Genomic DNA, 20,208 nt, shown 5'->3' with positions numbered 1-20,208 from the left:
ACATCGGTGCAGAGAAACGACGAGAGGAAGGCTTATGAAACCGAACGAGATCCTGCAAGACATGCAAGCCAAGGTGAGCGAGATGCTCAAGCAATCGCCCGCCAAGGATATCGAGCGCAACGTCAAAAGCCTGCTGGGTCAGGGCTTCACCAAACTCGATCTGGTGACGCGCGAGGAATTCGACGTGCAGGCGCAAGTGCTCGCTCGCACACGCGAAAAGCTCGAAGCGCTGGAAAAGCGCGTGGCCGAGCTCGAAAGCCTGCGCAGCGAAGCGCAAGACTGACGATCCAAAGGGGCGCGAAAGCGCCCCTTGTTACATGGGGACGCTCGCTCGTACGCGCGTTGCCCGCCCCGTCCTCGCGAATCTCACACATTCGCAAATCACTATCGGAATTGTCTTAGCTGACTGACGGGCAATTCCGGGTACCCATCGCCTCCCTCCCCAAAACGTTCCGCAGTCGCGCATTTGCGCGGATATAGCATTGCGCATTACCGCGCTAAAGGCCGACCATCGACGACATCGAGGCAACACGTCTGACGCGTTGCAATCTGAAATCGGCGCGATCTGCGCTTTCGGGGGGGATGTCATGTCATTGGCAGTGGTGAGTAGCCGTGCGATCACGGGAATGTCGGCGCGACCGGTGACGGTCGAGGTCCATCTGGCAAACGGCTTGCCGGGCCTGTCGCTGGTCGGGCTGCCCGATACCGAAGTGAAGGAAAGCCGCGAGCGGGTGCGCTCCGCCTTGCAGAACAGCCGATTCGAATTCCCCGCGCGACGCATCACCATCAATCTGGCCCCCGCCGATCTGCCCAAGGCCTCAGGTTGCTTCGATTTGCCGATTGCGCTCGGCATTCTGGCGGCGAGCGGTCAGTTGCCGGAGGCTGGGCTACGCACGCACGAGTTCGCGGGGGAGTTGTCGCTGACTGGCGAGTTGCGCCCCATTCGCGGCGGGCTGGCGATGGCGAGCGCGATGGCGTCGGAGCCATCGTCACGCGCGCTGGTGCTTCCTGCCGGGAGCGCGCAGGAAGCAGCGCTCGTGGAAGACGCCACGGTCTATGGCGCGCGCGCATTGCTCGACGTCTGTGCCCACCTCGCGGAGCCGGATGTCGCGATACCGCTCCCACGTGCCGTCGTGACGGCATCGCCCGACGCGACCGATGACACGACAGCCTTCGACAGCGGCGGTAAGCGCTCAGGAATGCGCAACGTTGCGCGCGCGGACGTGCACGGCGCAGCGCCCCCGGAGCGCGAAATCGCCGACATGATCGATATCAAGGGACAGGAGCATGCCAAACGAGCGTTGGAAGTCGCGGCTGCGGGCGGCCATCATCTTTTGCTTTATGGGCCACCCGGTACAGGTAAATCGATGCTGGCTACGCGGCTCTCCGGACTGTTGCCGCCGCTGACCAAATCGCAGGCCGTGGAGGCGGCAACGCTCGCGAGCCTGAGCGCACAGGGCTTCGACATGCGGCATTGGGGACGACGTCCCTTTCGGGCACCGCATCACACGGCATCGGCAGCGGCGCTTGTAGGTCGCGGTGTAAGAAACACTGTAATTTGCAATCACACATCACTAAATGAGAATATCGACCATTATTTGCTTTTGTAGGCACATAGTGGCGCGATTCTCCCATAAGCGTTTGGCACGTCGTCCGGGCCTCTGGCGTGTCGATGGTATTGGCCTGATTGAACCCCATGGCAAGCTTGGCACCAGGACGACAATCCACTTTTCCGGATTGTCCGAGGACGGCGTAACTCAGCCCTATTGGAAAAGCTCACTCAACGGTTTAACTTTTGCGCTCAGAGTGCATTCGGCATCACTTCGCGAATTCAAGGTTGGCTCACTGTGGCGTGACGGAAAACGCGTGGCGGGTCCGCCGGGTATTAGGGACACCTTCGAGATCGACCCAAGCCGGGCGCGCGTTCTTTCTCTTGATGAAAGGGCTAAGCTCGGTGATCAATGGGTACCTACCGTATTGCCCAGTAGCTACTTCCATATGGGAGAGAATCGCGCACGACTCCAATCTTCGTTATACGTGCTTGTGCCAGTACTAAACGATGTCAAGACTAGCTGGTTGGTGGCCCCCGCGTCGGAAATATTGCGATTCTATTTCGGAGTATCGGCACGTTTGCTCTCAGGATCCCTGCAAGGAAACCTAGGCAGATATGTGGATTGGAATCGTAGCCGGGTAGAGGATGGTCGACCCGTGGTCCACGTCAAGCAGCGAGTGAACAAGAGGGAGGCATCGGTAATCGCCCGCGCGGTCTATTCCTCGGCTTGGCGAACCGCACTTATGTCCTCGCATCAGCACTTGGCCATGTCTCAAGCGAACAATGTGCGAATTGACGAAAGCCGACGTCTGCCGCTAACAATCAAATCGGGCTTTCCGTTTGTCTCCCCCACCCGACTGTCCGTAGCGGGAAAACGCATGCCGATGGCAACAAATGGGGCCAATACGCAGTGGGGCGTATTGGCAATGGAAATATTGGATTGCTCCCATGCCTACGGCTTTTCCAGCTTGGTCTTGGAAAGCGATGATCCTTTCGGTGATGAAAACGTTGGAGGCGAAGGGAATGAAGGAGCTCAGCCGCCGCGGCACACTCCACTTCTTGAAGATGAAGACGAATTTGATCTGGATGACGTGCAAGCAGATCAGCGATTGGGAAGGCTGATAGTGCATAGCTATACAAATCAATTTAGTGCCCTCATATCCCTGGAAATAGAGCATCGCCGGCCGGTATCGAATCGCCGCGCCCATCGCGCTGGTCCCGAGATCGATGTTCCCGTGGGTGAATTCACCCTCGGAGATGGCACCTATGCTGCAGATGCCCATGGGAACTTAGGCATTAGTGATTTTGATAACCATGTCGCACAAGTTGACCGCGATTTGTCGCTATTTATAGAAATGCTCGGGCATCTTCGACAGAGCGTTCGACGTCGCGGATGGAAGATCGCGACGCGACGACTGAATGACGGTCTTTTCCAAGACGGGGAGTCGATTGCCGTATTTCCTGACAAGCTTGGGAAACGACGGTCATGGCATAAGATCGTTGACGCCAGCGGAAACACGCGGACGCGCCAAGTCGTCTGGGCAGAGATCGCCATCAACGACGAGAATGAGTTCGCCTATCTTATGGAGATGGAACTCAAACATGGGGAGTCTGGCCAATGCACGATCCTGCTGCACTTGTCAGATTTTTCCAGACTTGAAGACCGTCAGTTTTCCGAGCTTCTCGTGCTCACTGCGGTACAAAACAGATGGCCGGATCATCACAACAAATGGCCCTCGGAGGAATATCAGCGTAGAGCGAATGCTATGTTCGCCAAGGTTAAGATGCATCGCATACATCATCCAAAGCGAACCGATGACGAGAGGAAAACCGGGGCGAAAAACGCAAAACTCAACCCAGTATTGTGGAGCGCAGTACTGGTGGATAGGATGGACGAACTACTTCCGAGCGCAACCGCGTAAACGTGGCTGCATGAACCTCAGAGGAGGAAAATGTATGCGCGCCGTGATCTTCGATCTTTTCGGTACCCTGGTTGAGATCAAGACACCGCGATACCCTTATCGCAAGTTGCTCCGCTGGATACGGCAAAGCGGCACATCGCTGACACCAGATGACGCCAAACGAATCATGTCGCAGCCAGTCAGTCTAGCGGACGCCGCGGAGCTTTTCGGTGCCGCACCTCCCGCAGCTCAATTAGCCGCTTGGGAGACGGACCTGCAAACCGAACTGAGCGCAATGTGCGTATTTCCCGACACCTTACCTGCGCTGGCCCGTTTGCGAAGCACGGGGTATTGCATCGGTCTGTGCTCCAACCTCGCCGCACCATATGCCGCTCCAGCGAAGGCGCTCCTGCCCGAACTGGATGTGTACGCATGGAGTTTTCAGATCGGAGCGATCAAGCCGGACCCCCAGGTATACGAATATTTGGTCTACGAGCTTCAATGCCGCCCCTCGGATATCCTATTTATTGGGGACTCCCTGCACGCCGATTTTGATGGACCTTCGGAATTTGGGATGAAGGCCAGACTGCTGAATAGAACGGGCAACGGTACATTGCTCGAGCTCCTCGAAGCCGCCCTCTAACACTCTGCGTCCCACCGCCTGTCATCGCCCGATAGATAATGAGCGGTGGCTGTAAGGCTATTGCTTTGCAGGTATGGCCATGTACGCATTGGCGAATCGAGTCACACCGTCGGCTCGCTTTTGATTGAGTTGAGCCACCTAGTCGGCATGCTGTCGACCGAGTCGCCGTTTCAGCTGTTTGCTGGCGTGGAGGCAAAGACTCGATATCTTCGGGTCTTTGAGTTAGGCTTGGCTAAGTGTCGGCCTTGAACATCGCCCCCACAGAAATGGGCCAGGCCGATGTGCAGATCAGATCTGTGTGAGAGAAAAATATAGAAACCACGGCCACCCCCCATAAAGATATGTTTTTGGGCTTTTGAGGGGAGACGCCAACATCTCCCCCGGGCGTCACCGACGTCACCCCGAGGGGCGACACCGATGTCCTACGAAGCACACACGGCTCAGTAAGCAAACGTACGGAACGCAGACGCAGCATACGTACGTCGGGGGGCGTCCCCCACGCCTCCCCATCCCATGCCAGGAGCTCTTGTCAGGCAAAGTCCTGCGCCCGATACTGGTCTCAACAAGGCACCCGAGACCAGCGTCATGAGCACCAAAATCACAAAGACCACCACACCGAAACCCAAAGCGCCCAGCGCCCCGACGAAAGCGCCCGGCACCCCGGCGGATAAGGGGCTCCAGGCGCGCTGGGGAAAGGAACTGATCGCCGCGGGCTGGACGGCCCTGCCGGACGTCATCTTCCAATGCCAGAAGGCGTTGAAGTTGAACCCGGTCGATGTGCTGATCCTGTTGCACCTGGCCAGCTACTGGTGGAAGCCGAACGAGAACCCTTGGCCTGCGAAGGGCACCATCGCGGATGCCATCAATGTTTCCCCGCGTACGGTGCAGCGCGCCATCGCGCGAATGGAGAAATTGGGCTACGTGAAGCGTATCGCGCGGATTGCAACGGCTGGCGACAACATGTCGAACGAATATGATCTTCGTGGCTTGATCAAGGCCGCAAAACCGTTGGCCATCGAGAAGATCGACCGCAAAGAAAAGCGAGCAGCGGAGGACAAGCAACGACGTCAAACACCAGCGGCTTTCGCGCTGGTGAAGGGCGGCAAGAAAGACTAACTTTTATCGGCGTAGCTCAACGGACAGAGCGCCAGCGTCATGCCGCCCGCGGAGGGTGGCCGGCTATGCGGAGTAGACGCCGTCATAGTACACCGCTGGAGATCCCGGTTCGACTCCGGGCACCGACCCCTACCTTCGGCGTAGCTCAATGGACAGAGCACCAGCGTCATGTCACCCGCGGAGGGTGGCCGACTATGCGGAGTGGACGCCGCCATAGTACACCGCTGGAGATCCCGGTTCGACTCCGGGCACCGACCCCTACCTTCGGCGTAGCTCAATGGACAGAGCACCAGCGTCATGTCACCCGCGGAGGGTGGCCGACTATGCGGAGTGGACGCCGCCATAGTACACCGCTGGAGATCCCGGTTCGACTCCGGGCACCGCCCCCCACCTTCGGCGTAGCTCAATGGACAGAGCACCAGCGTCATGTCACCCGCGGAGGGTGGCCGACTATGCGGAGTAGACGCCGCCATAGTACACCGCTGGAGATCCCGGTTCGACTCCGGGCACTGATCCCTCCCCAAGTATGCGATTTCACAATCGCTAATTTTACGGTACCCGTAGTAAATGGGCTTTGCTGACAGCGGGCAAATCGCCACGCGGGCATTCGATATACGAGGTTCATATGAGTACCAATGCTCACGATTTCATCATCAGCCGCCTGAGCCAGTGGGACGGGGCGCGCATGAAGCTAATGACACTCAAGCTTGATTGCTTCAACGCGGGGTATACGGCAGTGGTCTTCAATGACGCTCTGTCTGACTTAGTTGATTCTGGCCAAGTCGAAGTGGAGGGCTCCTTCGCAAAGCTTGCATGACCGCATGCGTAAGTCGAGGGCAAGGGGCAATGCGACCCGCAGCAGAATGTTCCCTTGACCATATATTATTTAATTTAGTAAACCAAATTCACTGTTGAGAAAGTGAGGTGAACACGGGTAGAAAAATTGAGAAAGCGCTGACGGCGATCCAAGAGGCCCTGGTGGAACAATCCGCAGAGATGGCCAAGCAGGGCGACCGTCTTGACAGGCTTGAAACGGTTGTACTCGCTCAGGCCCGTAACATCGCTGAACTGGAAGCCGATGTGAAAAATTTGCGAGACCGCGCTATCCAGTCAGCGATCGATCGCGGCGTGCCGACGAAAATCGTCGCCCAAGCGCATGGCTTAAGCCCCGGTCGAGTTTCGCAGATCGCTCCGCGTAAGCGCCCACCGCTCTGCTAGGCAGGATAAAAAAAACGCCGAGCAAGGCGTTTTTTTATCCGGTGCAACTTCGGCTAGCTCAGTCGGGCTCACAGCATTCCGATGTCCTCTCCGTTGCTGGATCTTTCTTCGAGATCGACTAGGCGCTCCCGAGCGACATCTGTCATCCAATAGACGAAGTCTCCCCACGCGTTCTCTGTCAATGCCATGCCGGCATCCTTATTGCCCGGTTCGATTTCCACGAGCTCACAGTCGGGGGAGTCGTGTTCAATACGACCAGGTTGCAACATCAACCACCGAGGAAGGATCTCCGACCACTCATACGGAATGCGCGTCAGTGCGATATAGCGTCGTCCGTTGCGTTCGATAGTGTGAAAGCCCATGGGCATAAAACTGCCCAAAAGACGCATTTTTTGATCGATCGTCATGTGATGTTCCGAGAACGAGAGTGTGCCGCTGTCCGAGCCATATCCCGATGACCGCCTCTATGCCGCGTCACATTATGGACACAACCCGATCGGGAAAAGAGCACGCCCAAGAAAATCCTCTTCTAAATTCCGAATTATTCTCATAAAATCATGAGAATAATTAACAAGGGGTGAACGTGGACTACGCCGAATTCCGCCGCCACTTGGGCAAGGCTGGCATGACAATCAACAACTTTGCCGCATATCTCGGGGTCCGCCCGGCTTCCGTGTCTAATCACGCAAAAGAGGGGGCTGTGCCCAGAAGCTACGCCTTGCTGGCAGTATTGCTAGGCGACATGGCCGACCGAGGTATTCCTCCCCAAGAAGTCCTCTCACGTTACGGCTTACACCAGCTCGTCAATGGCCGCCCAAATGTGCGGCAGCTCGACATGTTTCGCGCGGAACGTGGGGCAAAAGGAAAGAACGTCAAACCCATGAAGATGAATCGCTCCACAGGGTCCCGCACCTCCATGCCTCGTGACGGAGTCTCAGGTGATTAAGTTACTACTCGACGCGCTGGGCTTCAGTTCCTCAAACGGATGGGTCGAGTCGAAGCGATTCGACTCTATCGCCGGACCTGTGGGCAGTTTACGCATGGCGAGTTCGCGAATGAACGTGAAAGGTGCATTTGGCCTCTGGCAGACAGGCGCCGGATCCGCAAAGTGCGCTAGGTACGTGCCATTGTTGTACGTCGCAGAAGCCGCAGATGCGACGGAAGCGAAAAAAATTCATTCGCAGGTTTGGAGCCAAGGACTTGTCCCCCTGCTTGTAATCTCCACAAACGACGCGGTTTATGTGAGCGAAGGTTTCCAGTTCTCTTATGACAATTGGGAAGCAAGTGTCACTCAGGTGCCCTGGGATCGGATCGAGATGACGCTTCGCGGCGCCGATGCGGAGTCGCCGCTCCAGCGCGTTCATGCATCACGCCTATCGTCTGCGCTCGCGTGGCGCGACTTCGCATTAAATCCGGCCGAACGAGTCGACCGGCGATTGCTGTCCACGCTCACATCATTGAGCAGACAGCTTGCCACACAGAGCGGGGCTTCGATTCAAGCCTCGAATGCACTCATCGGCAGATTTTTGTATTTCTACATTCTGCGCGACCGCGGGCTGCTCACAGATCAATGGTTGCAACGACACGACGCGCTCGAAATTTTCGAGACACGTTCCTTGTTACTAACCACGGAGAAAGTGTGGGGCGTTTTCGATGTGCTCGACGACATGCTCAATGGCACGATTTTTCCAGTGGCAAAGAAAGAGAGAGCTGCGTTTTCCAACAGTGATCTTCAACTGCTCCGTGACTGCATCAAGCTTGGCGACACGCTACAGGCTGATGGAGTGCAACTCAGCTTTTTCGATTTCTCGCTTGGAAGTCTTCAGACGGAGACTCTTTCAGCCATTTACGAGCAGTTCCTCGACAGTGAGGATAGCGAAGAGAAACGACTCAATGGGGTGTTCTATACGCCGCCATTTCTCGTCGATTTCGTCTTGGATCGCGTCGAAGATGAGATTCCGCTAACGCGAGACCGGCGAGTCATAGACTGCACGGCAGGCTCTGGCGTATTCATTGTGGGTGCATATCGACGAATCATCGAAAGTGAGCTTAAGAAATCGAGGCTCCGCTCACTGCCAGCCAATGAACTACGCGATCTACTCACGAATTGCATTTTCGGTATCGAGAAGAATCCATCGGCACACGCTGTCGCAGCATTTTCTTTGTATCTGACAATGCTTGACTATGTTGCCCCGTCCGATATCGACGTGTGCTTGGAGGGGCTCGCTACAACACCACTATTCCCCCCGCTCAGCACACAGAATCTAATTTGCGCTGACGTGTTTACGCTCGAAGCTCCCGACGTGAATACCAAGCGCTTCGACGTAGTGGTCGGAAACCCTCCATGGCAGAACATTCGAGAGATTACGCCGCACCATACTGAGCTCACAGAACAGTACGAATCGAATGTGGACTCGGGCGAATCCGCCGAACATACAGTTTGGTGGGCTGCGGATAACTTCCTCGAGCCTGGTGGAATTGCTGCACTTGTCTTGCCCACTAAATCTTTAGTGGGCCCCAGTGCAAGACGCTTTCCTTCCGCATTGGCAGCTCAGACAGAATTAGTCGGCGTAGCGAATTTTTCGCACCTGCGCTACAGCCTTTTCTCACATGCACGACAAGCCGCTTGCATGTTGATGGTGCGAGGAGGCGCCCCACGGTCACGATCGAGTTTCTGGACATACTCGCCTACTCGTGCCCACTTGTTGGGCCCAGTTGATGGCGACCCTTGGCTCATTACGTTCGACAACTCTCAGGTCGAGACGCATCGGCAGCTCGAGCTATCGCGCGCGGCTGACGATGATGCGTGGTTTAATCTAATCATGCTCCGCCCGGTAGATCGATACATCAAGCGGTACCTGCTTGACACGATTCATATTAATCGGACAGCAAGTTTTGGCAAATTGATGGCCAGCATTGGCGCCGATCTGAAACGAGGCGGATCGCCAGCTCAGACAGGATTGCCCTCAAACTTGTTGTTTGGCTCCGATAAATTCAAAGGCAATGATGTTCGCAATGCGCCGGGCACCATCATTCTTCGCGAGTATGGTCAGTTGGGTTTGTCGTTGGATTCAACTATCTCATATGATCAATCCTGGCTTGCAGATACGGAAGATAGTTTTGTCCGCATATTTTCCGGTAGCTGCTTGCTGGTACCGCGGAGCATGGTTGGCCTTGCTTACGCTCAACTCCCTGTTGCCTTCAATTCTTCGATTAACGCTGTTTTCTTCACTGAGCCTCCGCGCAATGCGACGCACGCAAAAAAACGGCAGCGATTGCTGATCGCTCTTGGAATTTTCCTGGAATCGGATGTCGCACACTACCTTTTTGCTCTGATGGGGCGACTCTGGATATTGGATCGAACTCGCCTCGAGAAGAGCGATCTTCAAGCGCTCCCGGTGCCGTTCCATGGCCTCGATGATCCGTTCATTGAGGAGTTTCTGAACACTGATGAATCCGCGCGCACGGAGCTCGTTTGCTCCCGTTTCGATCTCTCCGTTTTGTTACGTGGTGCCGTCAAAGAGTACCTCCAGTTTCGAAAAAATTTCGAGGACGGGCAAATACCGATCGGATACGGACAAACTCCGAACGATATGAGCATTGAGCGTTATCGCGAAGCGCTTACGTTTGTGCTGAGACCGGTGCTGAGCGACGCACAGAATGCCAAGGTAGATGTCACAAATGTCAGCGATGCCTCCGACCGTTATGTAGTGACAATTTCGTTTAAGACCGAAAACAAAAATTCCTCTTCTAGTTCAGGCACCACTAATAGAAAAAAGGTGTCAGCGCCGCTAACCGATGGCATGGTGTTCCATTACGAGCCTCACAATGCGGTAGTTACACTTGCGAAGCCGTGCGAAAAGTTCCGCTGGACGGTGGAGTCGGCGTTCAGCGATGGAAAAAGGGTTATTAAGGAATTGATGGAGGGTTCTAGTGCCGCAGCATGAGCAGATTTCGCCCGCCGAGCTAATCAGCCAAGCGGGCTATGCAGACGCCCGCGCGAATTTCATGCACTTAGTACTCCAATGCGCGATCGATAGCTTGCGGCATGCGGAGCTTGAGCTCAGCAAACAGTGGCCGAATTTTTGCGCGAAAGACGGTGCATTACGCCCACCTCAAAAGCGGTCGAAGGACATAAATCTTCGGCCTGATGAGAATGCCATCACTTACGAGCTTGGTGACTATATCCACACGTATCTTCGCGGTCTCGTGAGCGATCATCGATATCGGGCCGTACATTTTGTGTTTGAGCAACCCAAGCCATCGGCCAAGCTTGCCGGAAGTAAGCGGAAGCGCCTCGATCTCCGGTGGCAGGCATATATTGATGGTGGCCCGGAGTTCGTCGTCGAAGCCAAGCCGTTGTTCACGCAGCGTGACATCGAAACACGGTATCTTGGAGATGAAGGTTTAGGCCGATTTACTCGCGCAGAAGAAGCGTTCACCGAGGACGAGCTTGGAGCGCTGTTGGGATATGTCCAGCAAGATCCGAACAGCGACTGGTCCGCATCTATTCGTACCGCGGTTTCCGACGGGAAATGTGACTTGATAGTTGACGTGGACTTGGGATGGGAAAAAACCTACTCCACGAAGCACGGGCGAGACGTTGCATTTCCCCCCATGTGGATCCTCCATTTACTTATCCGGTACCCAGTACCTCCCGCCGCTTCACCAACGCCTCCAAAAGCTAAGATGAGTAAAGTGGCGCGCTCTCGTACCAAACCGACAAATTCACCACGCCCGATCTGAGCGCCGGCGGATGACATAGAGAGCTCACTCACACGTTCAGGATGCACCCAAGACAGCCCAAGTACCGCTTTCCCAGCGAAACGAACACATTGGCTCGGGCATCGTATTGCAAATAATGTTCTAGGTGGGGCGAGCATCCGAGGACGAGCAACGACATCAAACACTAGCGGCCGCCGCGCTGGTGAAGAGCAGCAAGAATGCCTGTTTACTTCGGAATAGCTCAACGCCACTGAAAATCCCGGTTCGATTCCGGACACCGCGCGCTCCTCGAGCGGGAGATTTCATAATCATCGATCAGCGAGCGGCAAGCGCCGTCGCAGATCACTCGGCGTAGCACAAACAGCAGCGAATTCTAGAAATCTTCAGTCCACGAACACGCACTCCGCTGCTCGTTCCTCAACGGCAGGAAGTTCCAGCGGTGACACCTTGCTCGGCCACAACGCGCGCCAAGCGTTGGAGAGCCTCTGCATGAAGTTGGCACGCTCAATACGCGGGACTAGAATTTTTCGAACGGCGTGCCAAGTCTCTCTCTTCATGCGAATCCCGCCATTTATGTTCCAAGAGCCATTCGAGTCGGTGCGAGGATCGGCAAAGAGCGGACGCAAATATTGAAGCAGAAATCCTGGAACCCAAGGAAAATCGCGCGCCCCGCCGTGAAGATAAAAATTGCTCCAACGATAGATCTTCCAAACATCATGCAGATCCACGATGAAATGAATATCTTTTTGCTCGGCCTGGATGGCTTCAAATAGCTTACTCAGATCAATAGGAATGAGGTCCTCCGGCTTTCCGGGATTGACGTAGCTAGACACACAAAATGCACCACGCATCCGAAGCTCAATAGCGGTGCGTAGTACAGCCACGGGCGTGTACGGCGCACGATCAACGTGAGTCATTCGGGAATAGGTACCGTAGATGATTTGCTCCGTCCCCTTATAGACCTCGAACGGAGTTTCGCGCTTGCGACGCCACGCCGAAAAATACCCGGAAACATCTGTAACGTTGTGCGCGGCATCCTCTAGAAGAATCCGTGCGTGCCGCATCATTTCGAGTAGCGCACGGTGCAAGGTATGCACTACCGCGTCTTCTGCGAACATGGAGGTTTCATGCGAGAAAGCATCGATGGTGTCGCAATAACGAGTCGCCTCTTTGTTGAGCATGGTTATTTGTGCTCTGTAATAGGATGGCTCTGTCAATTTATGCACTCTGTCTGCGACTGAAACCATCACTCCCTGGCGTACTGCGTCCGCATCAGTCATAGGAGTTAGTATTGGTGGTCGAGGTGCTGAGGTCGCATTGGGGTGTCGCTGCTTCGGAAGCAGTATTGCACCGCCCAGTTCACTCCAAAGCCATGGAAGCGCGTCGTTTCTTACCCAAGTACTCAAGGCCACTAAGTTGGCCCGATTGCAGTCTTCTAGTTGCTGTAATTTCCGCGAATAGTCGTTGTGGTCCATCGAACAGCCCTGTCATCTTCCTGCATAGTAGATTCCGGCCGCAGCGATCTGGCTCGCGGTCTCCGCGCCGCGCCTATATCGAAGGAGCGGTATCCAGATTTATACTTTAGCTGCCGTTGTTAAGGCGACGAAGCAAAGTGCGACCGGTAATAAGGCCAAGGTGTAGCCGGAATGTGCAGTGATCTTCGTCTGAGAGACCGGGATGAGAGCCGTCGGTATGCAACATCTTGAACAAGCCATTAAAATAGTTTTTTCCATCGTTGGTCCATTCGTTCCTGCTGCTTGACAGGAAGTCGATCTGGGCCAGCCATGAGCGCCGGTTTTCGCTCGAAGTTAGTGTGGCAGCCTTCTGCTGATCAATGTGTGAAGCTATGTCACTGAGCAACCCTTCCAGGAACGTGCGTATCTGGCTATTCGCTGCCGCCCAGTCTCCGCGCGCATGCGCATCAATGGCTTGGTCCAGATGCCCCAACGGCACAGTGAACCGGAACTGCTTCAACAGTTGGTGAACTTCGTCGTCAGCCGCAGGAAGATCCACCTCGCCAGGCAACGCAGCACGTAACAATGGCGTTCGTGCGCTCTCACCCCAAGAGACAACGTAGCCGTCGAGCGCTAGCCCTCGAAGAAGGTGCTCCTGCTCAGCACTCTCATACTGTGGCATGGTTACTCTAACGGCCTCGCGTACCGAAGCTTCAGCAAGAGTGACGGGGCCGTCCAAAGTGCCGACAATCTGCGTTGCCCGTTGATTGACGAGGCGCGCCAGTGCAGCGCTTTTCGCAGTCACGCTCCTTGCTGGCCCCAGCGGGATTTCGTCGTCCAGCCCCAGCCGTACCACGAGCTGATCGAACTTAGCCTGCGTCAAAATTTGCGCAAGAAACTCAACGGCAGCGATGATGGTGGGGCGAGTAAACGGATAGGCCTTCATTGCTGTCCACGTCCTTTAGTTATTGTAGAGCCCGCAGCTAGATGCAACACCACTGCCAACACCTTGCCATACAGGTAGCAAACAGTCCCGGTGCGTAGCGTCAGGGCTTTCTCGAACCAAGCCTACCGCAATACTGAATTGCACCTTCGCAGTGGCTGAATTGAGATGGCATCGCATGGCGCACGACGCGTTCTGATCAAACAAAAAGTCGGCCACATTAGGTAATGTCCTGAGGCGGCGGCACCGCATGAATCCAGCATCCAGGACTCTCACAATCAAAGAAGTCCACATGGACAGGCCCCAAATCATTTTGAATGACTTGGTAGGCATAGTTGCAATAGACCTGATCGCGCCCCAAAACGGAGACCGCCACCCGCTGAATGCCGGTTCCGCGCATCCGTTGCAACAAATGCCGGTCGTGCTCCCCGAGTCCCCAACCAAATAGCGTCAGTGTAAGCCGCGGCGAAGTGAGTACCTCGCGGTACACTGTAGAAAGGTAGTAACTATTCTGGATAGAGGAAATCTTCTGCGGCATCGTTCCCTCGCTGACAAATAGCGGCACAACTCGCTCACCGCGCCACTCCGCAAGAATGGCCTCCAGCAAGCCTCCTCCTGCGCTGTGAATTTTGAACTCCTGCTCCACTAAAGTTCTGCACAGAGCCAAGCTTCCATGCGGATAGAACACTAACGTGTTAGTCCGCTCCCTATAGGGGGCACGAAATCTCTGCCACGCATCGTCGAACATGCCATTCCCCAAAAAGCAATCCTTGAATAGATGACCATCTCGGATGCCAAATCCGTAGGTCATCGTCCAATAAACCAGCAAGTCATAGTTCAATGAAATTACCGTGTCGAATTCTTTTAGGAACTGGCGCATGCTGGGCAAATGACCACTCACTTGATCATATGTAGGATGCACTTCACGAACGGCTTGAATCAAACACTCCCTGACATTCAGGTAGGCTTGATTCGTGCGATTGTCTGGTATCTGTAGCGATCGATTGACGTTGGATGCCTGCCATACCAATCGAAGGATCAGCTCGAAATCCGATGTTCCGAAAAAGTGGAATAGTTGCTGGACATCCTCCGTGATTAGACCTACCCGTCGAGCATGATCTAGCAACGATCCGTAGCTAAAGCTTGGTGAAACTGCAATGCTCGCGCCATTGCCCAACAGAATCGTACCTTGATGGTAGCCAGGTGCAATTTGTACCCACGGCACAATGGGATGCGGCATATAGGTTCTCCCTGTTCCTTTCATGAGCTAATAGATGCGACAGGTTATTCTCCCCTGTCGCTCCAACTGGGTGTTAGCGCAGTATGGGCTGCTCCGCACGATTCACCGCCGAGGCTGTGCGCGGGGCCATTCGGCCCCAACCCACACGTCTTCACACCTGCCGTGAGGCGCTTCACTGCCTCTAGGGCAGCACGAAGCCTAGCGCTCTGAAGAGAGCCGAACTAGTGTCACCGGATCAGCCGGATAGTACCCGACCGCACTAGGCAGAGCGTGGCGAACATGCCGGAGCTTGATGCGTCAGCTTGTGTCAAAGCGTACCGTCCCGGACTCCGACGATTCTCGATACGGCAGTAACGGAGGACGGTTCACCGACACGCCGCCTGGCCTCACGGTAGAACCGCTACGTCACATATCAAACTCGTTCCAGCGTGGCATAGAGCGTTCTCGCCTGCCATTAGAGCATTGACCTTGGCCGCATCAGGACGCGAACCGGTGCGGTCGTGGGGGAGAGATGCCGGGTTGGCCGTGTTTCCTCTCGGGGCACGCGCCCCGTACGTCGTTGGCTTGTCGTGATTGCTAGCAAGGACACCGCTGGTCCTTTTGCTTCATAGCCGCAATCGGGCGGGAGAAACGATATCCCCGTTACGGCGAGGTTTCCTGGCGGGACAAATTCTTTCGCCTTTCGGCTCTCCACAGCGTTGAGACCGCAAGCGACGCTGCCGCCTCCCTCAACCAGCCAGACTACAACAGGTACGCACTGGTACGACCTCGGCTCACTGAAAGCCAGAACAGTACGGCGATGTGCGCGATGCACCTGCGTGCCCACGACAACCCGATTAACAATCTTCTAGCGAAACGCAAATGCGTTGGCACGGGCATCGTATAGTGCATGATGCTCCCCTCCGTGCACTGAGATATATTCAGCAAAACGCTCTGCATCTATTTTTTGAAACACGTTCTCGTGCTTCCACCCCTTCGGTAAAGGACTATCGAGCAATCGGGAGACAAGCTCAATATCGACGTTCGAGTCATAACAAAGTACAGGCTTAGGTTTCAGCGGCACCGCCGACAACCATTCCGCAAGCTCAATAGCCAGTTGAGCCGTCCGCATTGACCTATCAGGAAACTTGCCCAACTGAGGCAAAACGACGCGGCGCACGAAATCGCTACACAAAGCAATTGAGAAGTCGGAGCATTCGGCGTAGAACTCTCTGCCGTCCTCCCCGACAACCGCCACACTAATCAGCTGGCAAGAGGTTTGGGGTGCGAAATCAGTGAACTCAGTGTCGATGAAATACCGAGTTCTCCACGGGCTACGTGGCTTTCTTTTCCTCAAAACGCCGAGAACAGCTTCGGTTTCCATTTACACTCCGCGACTTGTTCATCACACGCAGCAGGCTTCGAAACGTCATTTGCTGACATTGCGTAAGATCGTTTTCAAGATAGAGACACTTGCTAGGCAGCCCCTTCTGCTACCCCTCGCTAGCCGATAGCGAACGCCGCTCAAGCCAAGTACGCCATGCAGTGCTCGCGCAATCCCTAGATAGGTCTAGCAGGGCGCCTAACGTCCGAGGAGTGACGCTCTGGCAATGCGCGCGTAGGTAGCTTCCGGCCGAGAATATCTCGTCCGCGTTGGGCATGTAATGGCGGTTGTCCAAATATTCATCCGCTACGCTAGCCAACCAGAACGGCAAGGCGCTCACCTGCTCAGCCAATCGGGAGCGGGTGAACTCACACTCAGCACACATTTCCACGAATCGGCTCGGCCAATCATTTAATAGCCAAACGGCTGCGAGAAGCAATCTTAGCCTCTCTGAGGCACCAAGACGCTCAAACTCAATGTGGTTCGCCGAACATTGCGGGTTAAAGCAGCAGTGAAACGTGTCACCGAGCCAGCGTCGTAATCGCTGGCCATGATGGCCGCCGATCGCGCTGATCAGTGCACGTAGTCCGACGAAAAAAAGTAAAGGACATGCGGGCGTAAGCCTCCCGAAATCCCATTCTCCCTGCGCGGAATACGTGATCAGATCGCTGAACGACTGTAAGGAACGAAGATCTGGCCAATCTGAATAGACCGGCTGCGTTTCGCGCAAATCGAATCCGCATCGATGGCAGAGGGAAAGCGCTCGATCAGGAATCACTCTGTCCCGGCCAATACCATGCCGATGGTATGCCACCGGCTCACGGCACGCCGGGCAATACTCTGCCATCACACAGCGGTGGCATCCACACATGGCATGCAATGCCAGCCGCCAAGAGCGACGAAAATATGGGTCAGTGTCACTGCGCAAACACAACGGGCAAAATTGCATACCAGCGCGACGCCGGTTGCGATGATGCACGCCAACAGGCAGAATCCAAGAGGCATTGCCAACTGGCGGCAGTTGCGAAAAGAGGATGTTATCGTAAGCACTGAGCGTCAACGCTCGCATTGCTGATATCGATTGACCAGTGCGCCGAGCCAGCACCTCTAGCAGTGCCATCGAGGGGTGGCGGTCAGTGTCACGATTCCAGATCGCCGCCTTATACCCGAGCAAGTTGGCATAGAACGTATGCAGCGGGAATCCGTTGGAAAATGCGAGGCGGACCATCCACGACGAAAGAATTTCGTCAGAACGTGGCTGCGGGTGCAGCGGTAGCAACATCAGGCGCGAGCCGCCTGCCGAGTTCGGTCACTAGGTGCTACATAGCCGCAGGCGTTCAGCACCTCAGCAGAAATCTGCTCACATCCCTGCTGAATCGCATGTGTTGCTGCCATGTTAAGCAGCATCGATAGCTCACCTATCGTGCCCTCGCACATCGCCAAGAGCTTGCCAGCCAGCTGCGGATCATGCAGATCAGATGGATTACGTAGCGGCAAAACACGCTCGAACGACATTAATAGCTGCCGAAACTCCTTGTTCATTTGCCACCTAGGAAGCAACTCCGGGACAAATCGATTCTGGATCTGTGGATCGATGCTTACGGCACGCAACAGATCGCCGGTACCGCAACCAACGACAGAGATCTGGAGTTCGTTGCCAAGATACTTGATCATGTTTAGAAACTGTTGCTGTTTAACAGATGCGCCAGCCAAGATGTTATGCAGCTCGTCCACGATCAACACTTTCAGTTGTATGCCTCTCAGCACCTGAACTACCCGCGCGCGCTTGGCATCCGTGGAGGATGTGGGCACTTTCTCAAATAGCGTGTTCAGGATTTCAGAGTAGAACCCTGCTTCGGTGGGCGTAGGAGGTGCTTGCACATATAGAACCGGCGAAACGATGTGCTCTCCATGTGGGTTTTCCTCGGCCGGATGCCGCTGAGCAAAACTCCTGATCAAGCGAGTTTTTCCATTATTCGTTCCGCCGATGAGCAGCATGTTTGGCATGCGTGCTTCACGTGGATGGCGCAGCAAGTCCTCCAGCCTACCCAGGACCTCCTGGGCTCGGGGATAGCCAATCCAACGCGGCCTTCTGAGCCAGAGGACGCGTTCACCAGCATCCAGCTCCGCACACTTTGCCGCACTGGGATGCAAATGCTCATAAGTTTTCATGCCGCCATCTACCCCAGTTGGATGTCATTGAAAGGTTCGATGTCATCTTCCAACGAAGAAGGCCGCACATCAATTTTTGGCGGCTCCCCTGCAGACGCGTGCACGCCGCTCCATCCGCTTCGGCGCTCAGCCATACGTCGCTTTCGCTTTTCTGTCGCGCGTTGCTGCTTAGCAAGACGCGTTTTTTCGATGGCTTCCTCCTCAATTGCGCGCATTTTACGAATACCCAGAAAGATCATTTCCTCGTCAACGTGATTGGCTGGCTCCTCTTTTAATTTTTTCAAAACAGCTCTCAACTCCCATAAGCTGATGGCCGGCCGAGCCGTATTGAAATACGGAATTGGGCTGTACGCCTGCGTGCTAGGATCAAGAAAATACACCACACTAATGTCGCGCGGATCACGCGCGAAGATGAACTTCCTAGCCTTACCGCTGCCGGAATCATCTGCCAATACCCAGCGTCGCAGAACAGGCGCGTAGTAGTGGATATTGTCGATCACAACACCTTGGCGCTGCACCGTGCGCTCAACATACGGTGTGAAGTCCAACCGGAAGTTTTCCTCGTCTTCGATCGGCGCAGGAAGACCGATGCCAGGCTGCGCATTAGAGCCATGCACGAACTGCTGATAGAGCTTTATCGGAGGAACATCATTGATCCCCTTGTGAGCTCGATGGTGGTAGCAATACACGACAAAGATCGTGAACCATAGCTCCAATTCAGCCAACGTTAAGCAAGCTCGCCCCTCCGAGTCGTAGTCCATCTTGGCTTGAACGTTGGAAAACGTCGTACCCGGAAGACTTTGGCATTCGCCCATGAATGTGCGAAATGCACGCTCGATGTGAGGGCCATAGTTGGGCTGTCCTTTCGGGCGGTATTCGAGAATAATTCCGTGCTGATCACACGCCCGCCGGAGCATGTTGCCATGGAACTCCTTGGCGTTATCGACATGGATTTTCCGCATCCTCCCGTAAATCGGCCACTCAGCGAGTATGTCGCGCTTTGCCAGCCAATGCTCCTTTCGCATTACCGCATGAGCGACGCACAATCCAGCCGACGAAGCTCCCGGCGGATCTAGTGTCATACGAAAACCTGTCACGAGCTTAGTCGCGACATCAAGAGCAAGCGTGAGATACGGACGACCGATAGGTAACCTGTGCTCCTCGTCGACCACAATCACATCGACCTTGGTGTGGTCGATCTGCACAACTGCATTCGGATAATCAGCACCGGGAAACTGGCCTCGTAGAGGCTCGAATTTTTCGCGTGCAAGCTTCGGACTGTAGCGCTTTCGAACCACCTCGCGTTGCTCGACTTCCCTCGCTCGAGCGTAGACCGTATTTTTGTGTGGGGCGTCAAGATCTGCATCCAAGCACTCCTGCTTGACACGCTTGTATAGCTTTAAGACCGATGGTCGCTCTTGCTTCAGGTAGTAGTGTTGGACCTGATGAGAAATGATTTGCTCGACCTCCTCGCTCAACCGCTGACCGCCTTTGTCGGAACGCGGCGTTCTCAGCAATGAGGATACAAGGCCGGTTTCTTCAAAACGCGTTAACCACCGATAAATGGTTGTTACGCTTTTCTCAGCTGCGTCTGCAACCCGCTGAACGTCTAAGGCCGAACGGCCCGGCAACTCGAACAGCGGGCGAATCAGCTCAAATCTCTCTACGGCTTTGTCCCACTCTTTATCTTTTGCGAGGAGATGCGGTGCCGATGGAGTCCTATTCTCAGTCGGCCCCAACGAAAGGTCCGCGACACACGCGACATCTGTTTTTGCGCCGTCAACGGTTCGTAAAATTGCATCAGAAAAGCCCTTCAGCTCCAGAACGATGGCGGCTTGATTTCTCCAATACACGAGTTGACCAGGTCTGATTGTTTTCATA

Annotated in this window: 17 protein-coding genes, 2 tRNA genes and 1 pseudogene; 12 read left to right on the top strand and 8 right to left on the bottom strand. The window is 55.0% G+C overall.

Annotated elements, in window-relative coordinates; all coding sequences use genetic code 11:
• Positions 1–34: 34 nt before the first annotated feature.
• From NTU39_RS02905 to NTU39_RS02865, 9 genes and pseudogenes are all read left to right on the top strand, one after another.
• Complete coding sequence (locus tag NTU39_RS02905) at positions 35–283, top strand: accessory factor UbiK family protein (RefSeq protein ID WP_150664115.1); 249 nt, start codon at positions 35–37, stop codon at positions 281–283.
• A gap of 304 nt (positions 284–587) precedes the next feature.
• Positions 588–1,541 (top strand): annotated as a pseudogene (locus tag NTU39_RS02900) (YifB family Mg chelatase-like AAA ATPase); the annotation flags it as partial.
• A 778-nt stretch (positions 1,542–2,319) separates the two neighbouring features.
• Positions 2,320–3,474, top strand: a complete 1,155-nt coding sequence (locus NTU39_RS02895) for a hypothetical protein (protein ID WP_257959168.1) — start codon at positions 2,320–2,322, stop codon at positions 3,472–3,474.
• A gap of 34 nt (positions 3,475–3,508) precedes the next feature.
• Positions 3,509–4,096: an HAD family hydrolase gene (locus NTU39_RS02890; RefSeq protein ID WP_257959167.1), complete on the top strand. Its 588-nt coding sequence runs from the start codon at positions 3,509–3,511 to the stop codon at positions 4,094–4,096.
• A 585-nt stretch (positions 4,097–4,681) separates the two neighbouring features.
• The gene (locus tag NTU39_RS02885) at positions 4,682–5,212 is read left to right on the top strand and encodes a helix-turn-helix domain-containing protein (protein ID WP_257959166.1); all 531 of its coding nucleotides are present in this window, start codon (positions 4,682–4,684) and stop codon (positions 5,210–5,212) included.
• Between the two features lie 135 nt (positions 5,213–5,347).
• Positions 5,348–5,469 (top strand) — tRNA-OTHER (locus NTU39_RS02880).
• 9 nt (positions 5,470–5,478) lie between these two features.
• Positions 5,479–5,598, top strand: a tRNA-OTHER gene (locus NTU39_RS02875).
• A 239-nt stretch (positions 5,599–5,837) separates the two neighbouring features.
• Entirely contained in the window at positions 5,838–6,029 is a 192-nt protein-coding gene (locus NTU39_RS02870; RefSeq protein ID WP_257959165.1) for a hypothetical protein, read from the top strand.
• Between the two features lie 107 nt (positions 6,030–6,136).
• Positions 6,137–6,430: a hypothetical protein gene (locus NTU39_RS02865; RefSeq protein WP_257959164.1), complete on the top strand. Its 294-nt coding sequence runs from the start codon at positions 6,137–6,139 to the stop codon at positions 6,428–6,430.
• 68 nt (positions 6,431–6,498) lie between these two features.
• Here NTU39_RS02865 and NTU39_RS02860 read toward each other — a convergent pair whose 3' ends face one another.
• Positions 6,499–6,837, bottom strand: coding sequence for a hypothetical protein (locus NTU39_RS02860; protein WP_257959163.1), 339 nt, complete (start codon positions 6,835–6,837; stop codon positions 6,499–6,501).
• A 176-nt stretch (positions 6,838–7,013) separates the two neighbouring features.
• Between NTU39_RS02860 and NTU39_RS02855 the strand changes: the two genes are divergently transcribed.
• The 3 genes from NTU39_RS02855 to NTU39_RS02845 are packed head-to-tail and all read left to right on the top strand — an operon-like array spanning position 7,014 to position 11,176.
• Positions 7,014–7,376 carry a hypothetical protein gene (locus NTU39_RS02855; RefSeq protein WP_257959162.1) on the top strand — a complete coding sequence of 121 codons (363 nt, stop codon included), beginning with the start codon at positions 7,014–7,016 and terminating at the stop codon, positions 7,374–7,376.
• A complete protein-coding gene (locus NTU39_RS02850) occupies positions 7,369–10,377 on the top strand; it encodes an HsdM family class I SAM-dependent methyltransferase (RefSeq protein WP_257959161.1) in 3,009 nt (1,002 codons plus the stop codon). Before NTU39_RS02855 ends, NTU39_RS02850 begins: the two co-directional genes overlap by 8 nt.
• Positions 10,364–11,176, top strand: coding sequence for a hypothetical protein (locus NTU39_RS02845; RefSeq protein ID WP_257959159.1), 813 nt, complete (start codon positions 10,364–10,366; stop codon positions 11,174–11,176). The genes NTU39_RS02850 and NTU39_RS02845 overlap by 14 nt, the downstream gene beginning before the upstream one ends.
• A gap of 362 nt (positions 11,177–11,538) precedes the next feature.
• Here NTU39_RS02845 and NTU39_RS02840 read toward each other — a convergent pair whose 3' ends face one another.
• The 7 genes from NTU39_RS02840 to NTU39_RS02815 all read right to left on the bottom strand — a co-directional run bounded on the left by NTU39_RS02840 (position 11,539) and on the right by NTU39_RS02815 (position 20,207).
• Complete coding sequence (locus tag NTU39_RS02840; RefSeq protein ID WP_257959158.1) at positions 11,539–12,336, bottom strand: hypothetical protein; 798 nt, start codon at positions 12,334–12,336, stop codon at positions 11,539–11,541.
• A gap of 400 nt (positions 12,337–12,736) precedes the next feature.
• Complete coding sequence (locus NTU39_RS02835) at positions 12,737–13,555, bottom strand: hypothetical protein (RefSeq protein WP_257959157.1); 819 nt, start codon at positions 13,553–13,555, stop codon at positions 12,737–12,739.
• A gap of 217 nt (positions 13,556–13,772) precedes the next feature.
• On the bottom strand, positions 13,773–14,792 hold the full coding sequence (locus tag NTU39_RS02830; RefSeq protein ID WP_257959156.1) for a DUF4917 family protein: 1,020 nt from the start codon (positions 14,790–14,792) through the stop codon (positions 13,773–13,775).
• An 847-nt stretch (positions 14,793–15,639) separates the two neighbouring features.
• Positions 15,640–16,155 carry a 3'-5' exonuclease family protein gene (locus NTU39_RS02825; RefSeq protein ID WP_257959155.1) on the bottom strand — a complete coding sequence of 172 codons (516 nt, stop codon included), beginning with the start codon at positions 16,153–16,155 and terminating at the stop codon, positions 15,640–15,642.
• A 109-nt stretch (positions 16,156–16,264) separates the two neighbouring features.
• Entirely contained in the window at positions 16,265–17,383 is a 1,119-nt protein-coding gene (locus tag NTU39_RS26975; protein ID WP_373275388.1) for a TniQ family protein, read from the bottom strand.
• A 53-nt stretch (positions 17,384–17,436) separates the two neighbouring features.
• The gene (locus NTU39_RS02820; RefSeq protein ID WP_257959154.1) at positions 17,437–18,327 is read right to left on the bottom strand and encodes a TniB family NTP-binding protein; all 891 of its coding nucleotides are present in this window, start codon (positions 18,325–18,327) and stop codon (positions 17,437–17,439) included.
• Between the two features lie 8 nt (positions 18,328–18,335).
• Positions 18,336–20,207: a TnsB C-terminal domain-containing protein gene (locus NTU39_RS02815; RefSeq protein WP_257959153.1), complete on the bottom strand. Its 1,872-nt coding sequence runs from the start codon at positions 20,205–20,207 to the stop codon at positions 18,336–18,338.
• Position 20,208: the final 1 nt, after the last annotated feature.

Source organism: Pandoraea commovens (assembly GCF_024704525.1).
Classification (GTDB): domain Bacteria; phylum Pseudomonadota; class Gammaproteobacteria; order Burkholderiales; family Burkholderiaceae; genus Pandoraea; species Pandoraea commovens.
This window is presented reverse-complemented; position numbering and strand designations above follow the sequence as displayed.